This is a genomic window from Streptomyces sp. NPDC029041 (assembly GCF_040637515.1).
Taxonomy (GTDB): domain Bacteria; phylum Actinomycetota; class Actinomycetes; order Streptomycetales; family Streptomycetaceae; genus Streptomyces.
The window spans coordinates 80,652-95,026 of record NZ_JBEZWO010000017.1 but is presented as its reverse complement, the minus strand read 5'-3'; the positions used below and the strand labels follow the sequence as shown (position 1 = coordinate 95,026).

The 14,375-nt window shown below is 72.4% G+C and carries 12 protein-coding genes; 4 read left to right on the top strand and 8 right to left on the bottom strand.

Annotation, left to right across the window (positions count from 1 at the left end):
- Positions 1–11 precede the first annotated feature (11 nt).
- From AB0F04_RS33300 to AB0F04_RS33285, 4 genes are all read right to left on the bottom strand, one after another.
- Complete coding sequence (locus tag AB0F04_RS33300) at positions 12–812, bottom strand: polysaccharide deacetylase family protein (RefSeq protein WP_362048633.1); 801 nt, start codon at positions 810–812, stop codon at positions 12–14.
- A complete protein-coding gene (locus AB0F04_RS33295; RefSeq protein WP_362048630.1) occupies positions 805–1,803 on the bottom strand; it encodes a glycosyltransferase family 2 protein in 999 nt (332 codons plus the stop codon). The genes AB0F04_RS33300 and AB0F04_RS33295 overlap by 8 nt, the downstream gene beginning before the upstream one ends.
- Positions 1,800–2,621 carry a glycosyltransferase family 2 protein gene (locus AB0F04_RS33290; protein WP_362048627.1) on the bottom strand — a complete coding sequence of 274 codons (822 nt, stop codon included), beginning with the start codon at positions 2,619–2,621 and terminating at the stop codon, positions 1,800–1,802. Before AB0F04_RS33290 ends, AB0F04_RS33295 begins: the two co-directional genes overlap by 4 nt.
- Before the next feature lie 495 nt (positions 2,622–3,116).
- Positions 3,117–4,322, bottom strand: a complete 1,206-nt coding sequence (locus AB0F04_RS33285) for a S8 family peptidase (protein WP_362048624.1) — start codon at positions 4,320–4,322, stop codon at positions 3,117–3,119.
- Between the two features lie 336 nt (positions 4,323–4,658).
- Between AB0F04_RS33285 and AB0F04_RS33280 the strand changes: the two genes are divergently transcribed.
- The gene (locus AB0F04_RS33280) at positions 4,659–5,465 is read left to right on the top strand and encodes an SGNH/GDSL hydrolase family protein (RefSeq protein ID WP_362048621.1); all 807 of its coding nucleotides are present in this window, start codon (positions 4,659–4,661) and stop codon (positions 5,463–5,465) included.
- A 4-nt stretch (positions 5,466–5,469) separates the two neighbouring features.
- On the opposite strand, the gene AB0F04_RS33275 is transcribed toward AB0F04_RS33280, so the two are convergent.
- The 4 genes from AB0F04_RS33275 to AB0F04_RS33260 form a co-directional block, all read right to left on the bottom strand.
- Positions 5,470–7,092: a serine/threonine-protein kinase gene (locus tag AB0F04_RS33275; RefSeq protein WP_362048618.1), complete on the bottom strand. Its 1,623-nt coding sequence runs from the start codon at positions 7,090–7,092 to the stop codon at positions 5,470–5,472.
- A gap of 141 nt (positions 7,093–7,233) precedes the next feature.
- Positions 7,234–8,808: a nickel transporter gene (locus tag AB0F04_RS33270; RefSeq protein WP_362048615.1), complete on the bottom strand. Its 1,575-nt coding sequence runs from the start codon at positions 8,806–8,808 to the stop codon at positions 7,234–7,236.
- Positions 8,805–10,679, bottom strand: coding sequence for a tetratricopeptide repeat protein (locus tag AB0F04_RS33265; protein WP_362048612.1), 1,875 nt, complete (start codon positions 10,677–10,679; stop codon positions 8,805–8,807). The genes AB0F04_RS33270 and AB0F04_RS33265 overlap by 4 nt, the downstream gene beginning before the upstream one ends.
- Positions 10,680–10,780: 101 nt before the next feature.
- Positions 10,781–12,313 carry a DUF4331 domain-containing protein gene (locus AB0F04_RS33260; protein WP_362048609.1) on the bottom strand — a complete coding sequence of 511 codons (1,533 nt, stop codon included), beginning with the start codon at positions 12,311–12,313 and terminating at the stop codon, positions 10,781–10,783.
- A 227-nt stretch (positions 12,314–12,540) separates the two neighbouring features.
- On the opposite strand from AB0F04_RS33260, the gene AB0F04_RS33255 reads away from it, so the two are divergent.
- From AB0F04_RS33255 to AB0F04_RS33245, 3 genes are all read left to right on the top strand, one after another.
- Positions 12,541–13,083 (top strand): sigma-70 family RNA polymerase sigma factor, encoded by a 543-nt coding sequence (locus AB0F04_RS33255; RefSeq protein WP_104778577.1) that lies wholly within the window; start codon positions 12,541–12,543, stop codon positions 13,081–13,083.
- Positions 13,080–13,901, top strand: a complete 822-nt coding sequence (locus tag AB0F04_RS33250) for an anti-sigma factor (protein ID WP_362048606.1) — start codon at positions 13,080–13,082, stop codon at positions 13,899–13,901. Before AB0F04_RS33255 ends, AB0F04_RS33250 begins: the two co-directional genes overlap by 4 nt.
- 126 nt (positions 13,902–14,027) lie before the next feature.
- Complete coding sequence (locus tag AB0F04_RS33245; RefSeq protein WP_362048603.1) at positions 14,028–14,294, top strand: hypothetical protein; 267 nt, start codon at positions 14,028–14,030, stop codon at positions 14,292–14,294.
- The last annotated feature ends 81 nt before the right edge of the window (positions 14,295–14,375 follow it).

The window sequence follows — 14,375 nt, the reverse complement described above, 5'->3', positions numbered from 1 at the left end:
CCCCGCGCAGGTCAGTCCCCGGCGCGGGAGACCAGCCGGCGCGCCTGCCGGGCCCTGCGGACCACGGCGTACCCCTTGGTCAGGGCACGGTCCGCGGCGAACGTCCGGGCGATCGCGCGCCCCTCGACCATCCGCTCGAACTCCTCGATGCCCGTACGGCGGCGCACCGTCACCCGCCGCAGCGCGTACGGCCCCTGTGCCCGCCGCGCGAGGCCGTTGCCGACGGCGAGGGCCTGGGCCCAGCCGGTCTCGCGCACCGCCTGCCGGACCCGGCGGCTGGAGTAGCCGTAGGGATAGGCGAACGAGGCCGGTACGGAGCCCAGTTGGTCCGAGACGATCTCCTTGCAGTGGATCAGTTCGAACCGCAGGGTGGCGTCGGAGACCTGGTCGAGCTGCGGGTGGCTGTGGCTGTGCCCGCCGATCTCGACACCGGCCGCCGCGAGGTCACGGACCTGGTCCCAGTCCAGCATGGTGTCCAGGCCGCCGCCGGTGTCGTACGGTCCGCGGAGCCACCCGGTCGAGACGAACAGGCTGGCCGGGAAGCCGTGCTTGGCCAGGGCGGGGAGGGCGTGCCGGTGCACGCCCTCGTAGCCGTCGTCGAAGGTGATGAGGACCGGCCGCTCGGGCAGCGCGCGGCCGGAGCGCCAGCACGCCGCCAGCCCGGCCGTGGTGAGCGGCCTGAATCCCCGGTCGCCGAGCACCGCCATCTGCTCGGCGAACGCCTCCGGGGCCACGGACAGGGCACGCGTCTCCTCGTTCGGGTCGGTCGAGACCGCGTGGTACATGAGGATGGGGACGCGCTCGTCACTCACGGGCCGTCACCTCCACCTCGGGCACCTGGAACGTGGTCCCGCCCCGGCGTGCCCGGACGCTGCCGACGACGTAACCGCCCGCCGCCGTCAGCACCCCGGCCACGATCGCGCCGGCCCGTCCCGCGCCGCCCGACCGGGCCAGCAGGGCGTCCCGCAGGCCCCGGGCCACCCCGGCGGGCAGGACCCGCGTGGCGTACCGGCGCTCCGACTCCAGGCCCTTCTCCGCCCCGACGCTCCGCGCCACCAGGGCCTTGGACAGGCCCTCGGCCCAGGCGCGGGTGCGGAAGTAGCGGAAGTGCTCGCGGACCTCGGGCACCCGGTGGTGGATCACCGCCCGGTCGTCGATCAGCAGGACCGCGTCGGGCCGGGCCCGGGTCAGACGGATGCACAGCTCCGTCTCCTCGCAGCCCAGCGGGCGTTTGTCGCCGTCCCTGCCGATGCCGGTGGCGAAACCGCCCGCCAGGCCGAAGGCACTGCGCCGGAACGAGGCGTTGCCGCCGAGCACGTTGCGCACCCGCACCCGGCCGCGCGGCAGACCCCGGTAGGTGCAGCCCACCACCCAGTCGAACTCCTCGGGGAACCAGTCGGGCCGCCGCCCGGACGCCCAGACCGGCTCCGTGCGCCCGCCGACCGCCATCACCAATGGGTCGGTGTAGGCCTCGGCGAAGTGCCGCAGCCAGTCGCGCTCGGCGACGGCGTCGTCGTCGAGGAAGGCCACGATCTCGCCCCGGGCCGCGGCGATGCCGGTGTTGCGGCCGGCGGACAGGCCGCGGGGGCCCGCGTTCGCGAGCACCCGCACCGCTGCACCGTCGGCGGTCTCCTTGTACTCCTTGGCCAGACGCTCCCGGAGCGTCTCGTTGTGGTCGACGACCAGCAGCGTCTCCAGGGCCGGCCGTGACTGCGCGCGGACCGAGGAGACCGCGGCGAGGATGTCCTCCCAGCGGTCCTCGGTGTACGCGCAGATCACGACGGAGATGCCGGGACCGCTCAAGACACCTCTCCCCGCATCGCGGCCGGCATCGACGAACGGGCCGAACGGCGGCGCAGCGCACGCCGGTTGGAGCGCTCCTGGAGGATCACCTTCAGCACGCGCAGCCCGTCCCGCACGGCCCGCAGGTTGCTGACGCCGTGGATGCGCAGGTACTCGTGGCTCGGGATCTCCTGCACCTTGAGCCCGGCCTTCACGACCCGGATGTTCATCAGGGTCTCGACCTCGAAGCCGGTGCAGTCGAGGTCGATCTTGTCGAGGCAGTGCCGCCAGAACGCGTTGTAGCCGTAGCACAGGTCGGTGTACCGGGCGCCGAACTTGCGGTTGACGGCCGTGCACAGCGCCCAGTTGCCCATCTTGCGGATGAAGGTCATGTCGTCGGTGCCGCCGCCGTTGGCGAAGCGGGAGCCCTTGGCGAAGTCCGCTCCGGAGACCAGGGCGGAGACGTAGCTGAGGATCTCCCCGCCGTCCGCCGAGCCGTCCGCGTCGACCATCACGATGATGTCGCCGGTGCAGGCCTGGAACCCGGTGATCAGGGCGTCGCCCTTGCCCTTGCCGCGCTGCTCGACGACCTTCACCTCGGGCCACAGCTCGCGGGCCACCTCGACGGTGTTGTCGGTGGAGTTGCCGTCGACCAGGACCACTTCGTGTATCCAGTCGGGCAGGGTCTTGAAGACGTAGGGCAGGTTCTCCGCCTCGTTCATGGCCGGGATCACCACGCTCACCGGCGGCGCGATCGCCAGGTGAGAGGAGACGGGTCGGTATGTCGAGGCGGTCGGCGGACGCTGCTGCGTCGTGGCCGGCTGCAGAACTGAGCTCATGAGTCTGGTCCCTCTCGTCCGGTGGACCGCCCCCCCAGGGCAGTCCGGATCCAGTCCGGTTCGAAAGGGGGGTTCTCACCCGAGGCACGCCGAGACGGCGAGGCGTGCCGGGATGAAGCTCCGGCACGCAGGGTGAGCTGGCAAAGCTGGCCGGCCGCAAAAACGGCAGCCGACCGCGCGGCACGGCCCGGAGACCTTTGCGGTCACCGAGCACGGCACCCCCCTACCGCGCCCCGCGCCGGTTCGTCGCGGTCCTTGAGCCCTCCCCTGGAGCCGCGTACTGACGGACCGATGCGGGTGAGATGTATGACGGTATTGACGATTGAACCCGTATGGCAAGACCTGGAACGGCACCTCACGTTTTTGTTGGTTTGGCCGGTGCGAGGGACCGTTCGTGCGACGGAAGTTGCACGTTCCCTTCTCATAAACATGCGTTCCCCGGAGGCGATCAGGGCCTCCGGGGAACGTGTGTTCAGGTGCGGGTGCTCACGTGGGTCACGGAACGATCTGCAGCAGGCGGTTCGGCGAACCGGACCCCGCACTGGTGACCTTGCCGGTGACGGCGCCGTTCACCAGGGCCGTCGCGACCTGGGCCGGGGTGGACGAGGTGTGGCCGGCGAGGTAGACCGCCGCCGCGCCCGCGACGTGCGGGGTCGCCATCGAGGTGCCGGAGATGGTGTTGGTCGCGGTGTCGCTGGTGTGCCAGCCGGCCGTGATGGACGAGCCGGGCGCGAAGATGTCCAGGGCGGAGCCGTAGTTGGAGTAACTCGCCTTGGCGTCCGTGCTGGTGGTGGCCCCGACCGTGATCGCCTCGGCGACCCGGGCGGGGGAGGACGAGGAGGCGGAGGTGCTGCTGTTGCCCGCGGCGACGGCGTACGTAACGCCGCTGGCTATGGAGTTGCGGACCGCCGTGTCCAGGGTCGCGGAGGCACCGCCGCCGAGCGACATGTTGGCGACCGAGGGGCCGGAGTGGTTCCTCGTCACCCAGTCGATGCCCGCGATCACGCCGGCCGTGGTGCCTGAGCCGCTGTTGTTCAGCACGCGCACGCCCACGATCTTCGCCTTCTTGGCCACGCCGTAGGTCGAGCCCGCGATCGTGGTGGCCACGTGGGTGCCGTGGCCGTTTCCGTCGGAGGCGTTGGTGTCGCCGTCGACGGCGTCGTAGCCGTGCGCGGCGCGGCCGCTGATCTGCTGGTGGGTGATGCGCACCCCGGTGTCGATCACATAGACCGTCACGCCGCTGCCCGCGCTGTCCGGATAGGTGTAGGTGCCGGACAGCGGCAGCGAGGCCTGGTCGATGCGGTCCAGGCCCCACGGGGCGTTGGTCTGGGTGGCGGCGAGCGTGACGCGCTGGTTCTGCTCGACGGAGGCCACCGCCGGGTCGGCGGCGAGCCGCCGGGCCTCGGTGGCGGAGAGGGTGGCGGAGTAGCCGTTCAGCGCCTTGCCGAACGTCTTGTCGACCGAGCCGCCGTACTCCTTCACCAGGCCCTTGCCCGCGGCCGAGGACGCCTTCAGGCCCGCGCTCTTCTTGAGCGTGACGAGGTAGCTGTCCTTGATCGCGGTCGGGGAGTCCGCGGCGAGCACCCGGCCCTCGGCGGGTGCGGCCTGGGCGGGAAGGGCGGTGAGCCCGCCGACGAGGGCGGCGGTCGCCAGCGAGGTGAGTGCGGCGAGCCCGAGTCTCTTGCTACGCAGTTGTGCCATTACGAGGGAGTCCTCCTCTTGGCGGCGCGCGCCTGGGTGGGACGCGCGTCATGTGGGGATGTGCGCGTGTTCGCGCACACGGGCCGGGGAGCGCCGCGTTCCGCTGCCGGCCGGAGTAAAGCGTCGACCAACTACCGGTGTAGAACAAGAGAGTTGAGCATCAGTCAACAAATCTGTCATGAGCACGTAACAAGAGAGGTGCGGCGCGTAACACGAGCCGTGGTGAACGCGCCAAGTATCGGGGGAGAGGCCGAAAAGACTTGGCATGGACACTTCCTGTCAACGCGCGTCGCTGCTACGACGGTTATGGCAGAGATCCTGCTAAAGGGAGGTTCCATGAGACGTTCCCGACTTGTCGTCCTCGTGAGCTCGCTCCTCCTCGCCGTCGGCACCGCCCTCTCCGGGGCAGCGACGGCGCAGGCGTCCTCACTCGCCGCACCAGGCGGCTATGTGGCCCTCGGCGACTCCTACTCCTCAGGAGTCGGAGCCGGCAGCTACATCAGCTCCAGCGGCGACTGCAAGCGCAGCACCAAGGCCTACCCCTACCTCTGGGCCGCCGCCCACTCACCCTCGAGCTTCGGTTTCACCGCCTGCTCGGGCGCCCGTACGGGTGATGTTCTGGCGAGTCAGCTCACTCCGCTCAGCGCCTCCACCGCCCTCGTCTCGATCACCGTCGGCGGCAACGACGCCGGATTCGCCGACGTCATGACGACCTGTGTGACCCAGTCCGACAGCGCCTGCGTCTCCCGGATCAACACCGCCCGGGCGTACGTCGACTCCACGCTGCCCGGCAAGCTCGACAGCGTGTACTCGGCGATCCGCTCCAAGGCCCCGGCCGCCCGGGTCGTCGTCCTCGGCTACCCCCGCTTCTACCAGCTCGGCACCAGCTGTCTCGGCCTGTCCGAGACCAAGCGCAAGGCCATCAACGACGCCTCCGACCACCTCAACACCGCCGTCGCCAAGCGCGCCGCGGACCACGGCTTCGCCTTCGGCGACGTCCGCACCACCTTCACCGGCCACGAGATCTGCTCCGCCGACTCCTGGCTGCACAGCGTCAGCTGGCTCAACATCGGTGAGTCGTACCACCCGAAGGCACCCGGCCAGTCGGGCGGTTACCTGCCCGTGTTGAACAGCAACGACTGACCGCTCAGCCGGAGTCCGGGTCCGAGTCCTGTCCGGACCCCGGGTCCGAACCCGGCTGCGCGTCCGGATCCGTGCCGGAAGGAGAAGGGGAGGCCCCGCCCGTCGGGGTCTCCGTCTCACACGTCACCGAGAAGGGCACCGACTCGGACGTCTCCCGTACCGGCTCCCGCACCTCGACGCTGATCTCGTTCTCGAACGTCCCGGTCTCCTCCCGCGTCGTCACCCGCACGGTGTCCCGCTTCGAACGGTCGCCGCCCTCCGTGAACGACAGCGTCTTCCAGCCCCCGTCGAGCACCTGGCCGTCCCGCGTCACCCAGCGGTAGGTGACCTCGGCCGGGAGCCGCCCCACCGTGAGCGTCGCCGTGAACTCGGGTGCCTGCGCGTTCCGCGGCGGACACGGGCCCGAGTAGTCCGTGCGCCGGCCCTCCAGGGCGACCCGCACCGACTGCGGCGGCGGACTGCTCTCCTTCGTCCTGCTCGGCGTCGGCGACGGACTGGACTTCTCGGTCGCGGTGTCGCGCGGCGGGCTCTTGGTCGCGGTGGGCGTGGTGTCCCCGGCCTCCTGGTCGTCGCCGCCGGACCCGTCCCCGTTGTCGAGCAGCGCGTACGTCAGCCCGCCCACCGCGAGCGCCAGCGCGATCACGCCCGCGACCAGCACCCGGCCGGCCCGGCGGTCCCGGCCGTGGCGGGTGGCCGTCGTGGTGGCGCCCGCACCGGATGCCGCCGTACGCCCCGGGTATGGCATCGGGGGCGTGGGCGCCGGCTCGGGGTGGCCCACGACCGTCGGCGGGAACGGAACCGCCCGCGTGGTGTCCGCGCGGGGCGAACCGCCCGCGGCGACGACCCGCAGATCCTCCTCGGCCCGCTCGGGCGGCAGCCGTTGCTCGGGATCCTTGCGCAGCAGGCCCTCGATCACCGGGGCGAGCGGACCGGCCCGGTACGGCGGCGGCAGCTCCTCGTCGACGATCGCCCGCAGTGTGCTCAGCGGGGTGTCGTGACGGAAGGGGGAGTGACCCTCGACCGCCGCGTACAGCAGCACGCCGAGCGACCACAGGTCCGACTCCGGGCCCGGCGTACGGCCGAGCGCCCGCTCGGGGGCGAGGAACTCGGGCGAGCCGATCACCTCGCCGGTCATGGTCAGCGCCGAGCTGCCCTCGACCATGGCGATGCCGAAGTCGGTGAGCACGATCCGGCCGTCGTTCGCGATCAGCACGTTGGCGGGCTTCACATCGCGGTGCAGCACCCCGGCCTCGTGCGCGGACCGCAGCGCGGCCAGCACCTCGGCCCCGATGTGCGCGGCACGCTGCGGAGCGATCGGGCCCTCGGCGTCCAGGACCTCGGCGAGGGAGAGGCCGCGGACCAGTTCCATGACGATCCACGGACGGCCGTCGTCCGTCGCCACGTCGTACACGGTCACCACGTTGCGGTTGGCCACCCGGGCCGCCGCCCAGGCCTCCCGCTCCAGCCGGGCGTACATCCGCTGCACGTCGTCGCCCGCCAGCCCGGACGGCGCGCGGACCTCCTTGACGGCGACCTCGCGGTGCAGCACCTCGTCGCGGGCGCGCCACACGGTCCCCATGCCGCCCTCGCCGAGCGGTGCGAGGAGGCGGTAGCGGCCAGCGATCACGCGCTCATGGCCCGGTTCTTCGAACACGGCGCCCCCATTCGCAGCCGGGCGAAATCTCCATGGGGTGTCTCTTCCCCACGCGGTCGGATTTCCTCACGACGTCCGCTTTTCTCCGGACATCCGATGCCTCACGAACGTAACTCAGCCGAGTGCGGATGCCGCCCCCTTGAACACCAGCCCGGCCCCGAGGACCAGTACGGCGAAGGCGGAACCGAGCGGGGCGGTCCGGCGCACCAGCGCCGCCATCGGGCCCGCGGACCAGCGCGGGCGCCGGTCCAGGAGCCTGGTCATGCCGCTGCCCGCCTTGACGACCGCGTACCCGGCGGCCGTGAGGGTGAGGGCCAGCCCGACGCCGTACGCGACGACGAGCAGCAGACCGAACCAGGCCTGCCCGAGCGCGGCGGCACCGACCAGGACCACGACGGCGGACGGGCTGGGCACGAGGCCGCCGGCGAAGCCCATGAGGATCGTGCCGCGGAGGGTGGGCGCGACGGGGTGGGAGTGGGTGAAGCCGCCGTGGCTGTGCTCGATCGTGTGGGGGTGGGAGTGCGGGTGGGCGTGATCGTGCGGGTGGTCGTGGTCGTGGTCGTGGCCGTGGCCGTGGTGGTGATCCTTGTGGTCGTGCGCGTGGCCGTGGTGGTCGTGGGTGTGGCTTCCGTGGTCGTGGTGGTGGGTGTGCGCGCGGTTGCGCAGGGCGCGGCGGACCAGGCTCGCGCCCGCCAGCGTCACCAGCAGGCCGCTGGCCACACCGAGCCAGGCGATCACCGAGGGCGCCGCCGCCGAACCGGCCGTGACCAGCAGGCCCAGGGCGACCACGCCGAGGGTGTGCGTGACGGTCACCGAGGCGGCCATGGGCAGGACGTCCTTCATCCGTGCCCGACCGCCCCGGGCCGCCGCCGTCGCCGCCATGATGGTCTTGCCGTGGCCCGGGGCGAGCGCGTGCATCGCACCGAGCACGACGGCGATGAGGAGGGCCAGCGCGGCGAAGCCCGCGGTGAGGTCCTGCCGGGCCACCAGGTCGTCCAGGGCACGGGTCCAGCGGTCGGCGCCGCGCGGGAGCACGGAGGCCGCGGGCGCGTCCGACTCCTCGTCGGCCAGGGCGGCGCCGCCGGGGCGCACCCGCAGGGCGGCCGACGCGGTGTCGGCCGGGGAGGACAGCAACTCCTCCGGATAACTGGTGAGTTCGTCCGAGATCGACTTCTCCGGCACGTCCGACGCGGCGAGCGTCATACGGTCGCCCCGCGCCGTGATCTCCCGCCAGCCCGGGCCGTTGCCGGCACCGGCGCCGCGGAAGCCGAGGGACACGGTCTTGCCGCCCGACGGGAGGGGCGCGGTCAGCTCGCACTCCACGCGGAGGGTGTCGAGTCCGGCCTGCCCGGGCCGCACGCGGGCGTTGCTGCGCTCGGCGGTGAGGTCGACCCCTCGGCCGTCGACGGTCGCCCGGCTGTCCTCGGCGGCCGCGGCGCACCGCTCGCGTGCCCACATGGCGATGCCGAGGCGCTCGATGTCCGGCCCCGCCTGGGTCGCCGGGATCTCCGCGAGGTCCTCCACGTGGTGGACCCGCAGTTCACCGGGGGCGGCGACGAGGCCGTCGTAGCGGTTGACGGTGAAGTTGCCCAGCGGGTGGGCGCTCGCCGTGGCGGCGGGCAGCAGGGTGAGCGCGCAGGCGGCCGTGAGAACGGCGGCGCCGGACGCGAACAGCCGGCGCAGGGTCACCGGTTCCCCTCCAGGTCCTCGAGTGCGGTACGGGCCTCGCGCGCGCCGAGCGGCGAGAAGCCGGGGTTCAGGTCCAGTGCCGCCTTCAGGTGCGTGCGGGCCTCGCGGTCGTCCCCGGTGGCGCGCTCGATGACACCGCGGTGGTAGAGGAAGACGGCGTTGCGGTAGCCGGTGGCGGTGGCCCGGCGGGCGTAGGAAAGGGCCTCCTCGTCGCGGCCGTTGACGTGCAGGGCCCAGGCGAGGGCGTCGGCGGTGTGCACGCTGTGCCGGCGCTCCCACTCGGCGCGGGCGGCGCGCAGGGCTTCCTTCTTGTCGCCGTGGTCGGCGGCGGCCATGGCCGTCTCCAGGTCGGTGTTGGCACCGCCGGCCCGGGCGAGGGCCGTCCAGGCGTCGACGAGGGCGTACTGGTCGCCGGCCTTCGCCCGGTCGCCGTCGGCGCCCCGGTCCTCGTACAGCTCGCCGAGGGCGACGAGCGGGCCGGGCAGCGGGAACCGGGCGACGACCTGCTCCAGCCCCTCGACTGCGGCGGCACGGTCACCGCTCGCGGCCTGGGCGCGGGCGCGGCCCTCCAGAGCGGGCAGATACGCGTCGTCGGCGGCGAGGGCCCGGGCGTAGTGGCCGAGGGCCGTCTTGTACTCGCCCTGGTTCCAGGCGAGCTGGCCGAGGGCGGTGGCGACGTAGGCGACGTCGGCGGGCGCGTGCGCCGAGCCCAGGGCGCGCTGCAGTACCGCACGCGCCGTGCGGACGTCGCCGCGCAGCTCGTGCACGTACGCGTACCGCGTGAAGACGGGGATGCCCGGGCGCCTGTCGTCGGCGGTGTCGGCGGCCTTCGCGGCGTCGTCGTACCGGCCGAGTTCGACGAGGGCGTCGATACGGGTGCACAGGGCGCGCTCGTTGTAGGGGTTCTGCTTCAGGGCCCGGCCGGCGTGGGCCAGGGCGGCGGGGAAGTCGTGCCGGGCGGCGGCGAGGGCCGCGCGGCCCGCCAGCGCCTGGTCGTTGCCCGGTTCCAGTGCGAGGGACCGCTTCAGGGCGCTCTCGGCCTGCGCGTACCGGGAGGGGTCGCCCTTGGTGCGGGCCTGCTCGACGTAGGCGACCCCGAGGGTGGCCCAGCTGCCGAAGTCCCTCGGCTGGGCCCGCAGGTGCTTCTGCAGGGACGCGATCCCGGCGTCGAGGTCCCCGCGCGCGAGGTCGCCGGGCGACAACGCCCCGGCCGCCGACACGGCGTCGGCACCGGTCCTCCCGTCCTGCACACCCCCGACCGCGACGGCCCCGCCGGTCACCGCGACCGCCAGCAGCACCGCACACCCCGCCACATGCAGCCCACGCCACCGCCGCCCCCCGTCGGCGGCCCGCCGCACGGCGGCGACCCGCTGACGCGCATCGGGATCGACGGCCGGCGCGTCGGTGCGCGCCTCGTGCCCGGTACCGGCCTCCGGCCCGGTGCGTCCGTCGGCGGGGCGAGCACCGGCCGTGCCGGCGCCGCCGTCGTCGGCGGGTGCCGCGCGGCCGGCCCGCTGTCCACCGAAGGACCCGGCGGACTTCCCGGTTTCGCCGGCTTCCGTGCGGGTGGTGTCCGTCGGGGTCTCTGCTTCATCGGTCTCCGCGCGGTCGGTGTCCGGCCGCGGCTCGGCACCGGCGGCTTCCACGTCCCGGCAGGTGTCCGCCGGGCGCCCGGCTTCGCCGGAGTCCGTGCCTGCCGCGGGAGGCCGGTCTCGGCAGTCCTCGGTCGCCGCGCCCCGTGGCCCGCTCGTCTCCGTCCCGGCCGCCGCACCACCCTCCCGGTCCCCGGTGGTCCCGGGCTCCGTGGCCGACGACGGCGCGCGGTCGTCGCCGCGCCTCTCCGGTGTGCTGTCGGTCGTACGCGGAGGCATGACCTCTCCTCGTTCGGGTGTGCTGGTGCGGAAGTCGGCGGCGCGGCCCGCGCCGTGGGGGATGTGGAACGGGCCGCGCCGGTCGGTGGGAGCGGAGCGGGTCAGTACGCCCGGTTCCGCATGCGGCGCCACCACATCAGAGCCGCGCCGATCAGGACGATGCCGCCCGCCCCGGCGCCCGCGGACGCGGCCATCAGGCCCATGTCGTCCGAACCCTGCGCACCGGCCGGCCGGAGCGCGTCGCCCAGCTGGCTGCGGACGTCGTTGCCGCCGTCCACGCCCTTGGCGAGCGGGCCGCGCGAACCCTCCGTCGGCAGCGCCACGTACGGGAAGGACTTCTCGAACTTCTTGTCGTTCTTGTCGACCGCGTCACCGAGGTCGTTCTTCGCACCGAGCAGCTCGCCCTCGACGACCTGGAGCGAGGCGTCGATCACGTCGTCGGTGAGGCGACGGCCGTTCGGGAAGCCCGCGTTGTCACCGTCCAGGACACCGAGCCGCTTGGGCTTGGCGGCCGGCTTGACGGACGTGTTGAGCCGCAGCTGCTCGGACGGCGTCACGTGCGGCGGCTGGTTGAGGTCCTTGACGCCCTTGAGGAAGACGTCGACCAGGTCGTTGCGCGGCTCGGCCGGAGCCGGGATCTTGTAGATCGCCTCGATGAGCTTCGGCAGCTCCGGATTGGTGACGTTCTCCAGGAACTGGGCGTCGTCCCGCGGCGTGGACGCGTTGAACGTGTCCTTGTCCTTGATGGGGTTGACGACCTCGTTGACCAGCGGGTTGCCCAGGCGCGAGACCTGCGTGAAGTAGCCCTTGGCGTTCTTGCGCTGGGTCGTCGACCAGATGCCGACGACCGGCTGCTCGTGCGACTCGGTGATGAAGCTGTTGGGGACCTGCAGGGCGATGGAGTTGACGTTGTAGCCCTTGAGGGTGTCGTTGCCGACCTCGGAGAGGTTCCCGCCGTACAGCAGGTCGAAGACGCGCAGGTCCAGGAAGAACGGGTCGTCGGCCTGCCCGGCGAACGTCTGGGCGCCGCCGGCGAGTTTGTGGACGGCCTGCTTGCGCAGGGTGTTGTAGTCCGGCATCGACGCCTTGCCGACGTTCGACGGCGCGACCGGGACGTCGTCGGCGACCTTGGTCTTCGACACCGCCTTCAGGTCCCGCAGCTTGATCAGTTCGAGGTCGTACGTCTGCGTGATGTTCAGGTCGGGGTCGTCGAGGCTCTCGACCGGGCCCGTGTTGTACAGGAACGTCTTGTCGTTCTTCGCATGAGTCTTGAACGTGTACCGGAAGAGCAGGTCCTCCTTCGCGTCACCGTTGCTGTCGATGCGCAGGTCGTACTGGGCGTCCTCGGCGAACGTGAAGAAGTTCGGGCCGCCTGCCGGTTCCTCGAAGGGGATCCAGTTCGCGACGATGGTCGTCGTGTCCGGCTTGTCCGGGCTGACGAACGCGTACACGTCGGTGTTGTCGTACTGCGGGGTCCCCGAGATCAGCGGGGCCTCGCGATGGCTGGAGGCGGAGGCCTCCTCGGGTGCCAGCGCGCTCACACCGGCGGCTGCGAGCCCGCCGGCGGCCAGCGCGCCACAGATCACGGTCGCGATGCTCGCGCGTCCCGCACCGGTCCTGGAGATAGGTGTCATGCCGTCCGTCCTCCGTGCCAACTTGCCTGACACACGCCATTCGGAGCGGTCGGCGAAGCGGATTGGTCGAATCTCAAACGTTCTTACGGCGGATCGGGAAAGTTGTTTCATCGCCGGGCGACCCGCGTTTTCGGCGCGCTGATCCGTAACCCCGTCCGGAGGTGTGTGCGTTGCGAGTGCCTCGTGCGAGAGGACAGGCCCGGTGCGGGCTCGGAGAGGGGGACCGAGTGGAGGCGGACGAGCTGCTGCTGCTCGTTGCAGGTGGGGACCAGAAGGCCTTCGAGGACTTGTACGGGCTGGTGTCCGGGCCGGTGTTCGGTCTCGTACGGCGTGTGGTGCGCGACCCCGCCCAGTCGGAGGAGGTGGCTCAGGAAGTGCTGCTCGAACTGTGGCGGTCCGCAGCGAGGTTCGACCCGGGCCGGGGGAGCGCCATGTCGTGGATCCTCACCCTCGCCCACCGCCGCGCCGTCGACCGGGTCCGCAGTGCCCGGGCGGCCGGGGAACGCGAGCAGCGCGAGGCGCTGCGCGCGAACCAGCCCGCCTTCGACCAGGTCACCGAGGAGGTCGAGGCCGGACTCGAACGGGAATGGGTGCGCCGCTGCCTCGACCGGCTCACCGTCCTGCAGCGCCAGTCGGTCACCCTCGCCTACTACGAGGGCTACACGTACCGTGAGGTGGCCGAGCAGCTCTCCCTGCCGCTGGGCACCGTCAAGACCCGGATGCGGGACGGGCTGACCCGTATGCGCGAGTGCCTGGGAGGTGTGGCATGAGCCTCTTCCGTCGCGAGGACCTGCACTCGCTCGCCGCGCCCTACGCGCTCGACGCCCTGGAACCCGCCGAGCGGGTCCGCTTCGGCAAGCACCTCAGGGAGTGCGACCGCTGCGCCGCCGAGGTGCGCGCCCTGACCGAGGACGCCGTGCGGCTCGCCTGGTCCACGGCCACGCCGCCCCCCGCCGCGATGCGTGACCGCGTCCTGCTCGCCGTGCGGACCACTCCGCAGGACCCGGCACCGCAGGGGGTGGCGGCGCGCGAGCCGGCACGGGGACGGGCGGCGCAACTGCCCCCGCACGTCTGGGGGGTCCAGCCGCCGCCCCGGCAGCGGCAACGGCGCCGGATCCCGCTGTTCGTGCCGTTCGCCACCGTCACCGCCGCCGCGGCCCTCGTCGTCGCCTCGCTGTTCGCCGTGCAGGCGAACCGGGCTCAGGACCGGCTGACCGCCGAGCAAGATCGGTCACGTGAGATCGCCCACGTTCTGGCGGCTCCGGACGCCCGTGCGGGCAGAGGCCGGGACGTGCGGGGCCGCACCCTCGGAGTGATCGCTTCCGCCACGGAGGGGAGTGCGGTGGTCACCCTCGGCGGATACGGCACCCCGTCGGGTGGCCGCGTGCACCAGTTGTGGCTCATGCGCCCGGGTGCGCAACCACGCTCCCTCGGCCTCTTCGACGGCGACACGCCCCTGGTCGCGACGGGTTTGGGCACCTCCGCGACGTCACTGGCCGTGACCGTCGAGCCCGCCGGGGGGTCGCCGCAGCCCACTACGCAGCCGATCGTCCAACTCGCCCTGAAAAGTGTTGGATTCGGAGAGTAATCGGAGATACATCGTCAACCCCCTTATGGGGAAGGTGAATCCTGTGACCGCGATACACGCGTGCCCGGACAGGGCGATAGGGTTAACCTGCCCGGGCCGGGTGGACTCGTACGGGTGGGGAGTGACATGGAACAGATAACAGTGCGCAGCAGGGCCAGGGTCCCTGCGATCACCTGCGGGAGCAGCGCGACCAGTTCGCGCCTCGACCGCCACCTCTCGGTGCTGGGCGGCCCCGCCGTCCCCCAGCGGGAGACGGTCGAGGCGACCTCACTGATGCAGGAACTGACCGCGCGTCAGTCGCACGACCGCAGTGGCAGGGGCGCGCGCGTGCGTCGCGTCTCACTCTTCGCGCCGCTGCGCCGACTGCGCCGCTCCCTCTTCGGCAGCAGGTAGGGGTCCGCGCTCGGGCGGTCACACCGCCTCCGGCGCCGGCGCTGCGACACCCGTCCGTCATCCCCGCGGCACGCAGCGGCG

Excerpts from the sequence above, each read along its gene's own strand:
- AB0F04_RS33290 (WP_362048627.1), bottom strand. The coding sequence starts at position 2,621 with ATGAGCTCAGTTCTGCAGCCGGCCACGACGCAGCAGCGTCCGCCGACC.
- AB0F04_RS33285 (WP_362048624.1), bottom strand. The coding sequence starts at position 4,322 with ATGGCACAACTGCGTAGCAAGAGACTCGGGCTCGCCGCACTCACCTCG.
- AB0F04_RS33280 (WP_362048621.1), top strand. The coding sequence starts at position 4,659 with ATGAGACGTTCCCGACTTGTCGTCCTCGTGAGCTCGCTCCTCCTCGCC.
- AB0F04_RS33265 (WP_362048612.1), bottom strand. The coding sequence starts at position 10,679 with ATGCCTCCGCGTACGACCGACAGCACACCGGAGAGGCGCGGCGACGAC.
- AB0F04_RS33260 (WP_362048609.1), bottom strand. The coding sequence starts at position 12,313 with ATGACACCTATCTCCAGGACCGGTGCGGGACGCGCGAGCATCGCGACC.
- AB0F04_RS33250 (WP_362048606.1), top strand. The coding sequence starts at position 13,080 with ATGAGCCTCTTCCGTCGCGAGGACCTGCACTCGCTCGCCGCGCCCTAC.
- AB0F04_RS33245 (WP_362048603.1), top strand. The coding sequence starts at position 14,028 with ATGGAACAGATAACAGTGCGCAGCAGGGCCAGGGTCCCTGCGATCACC.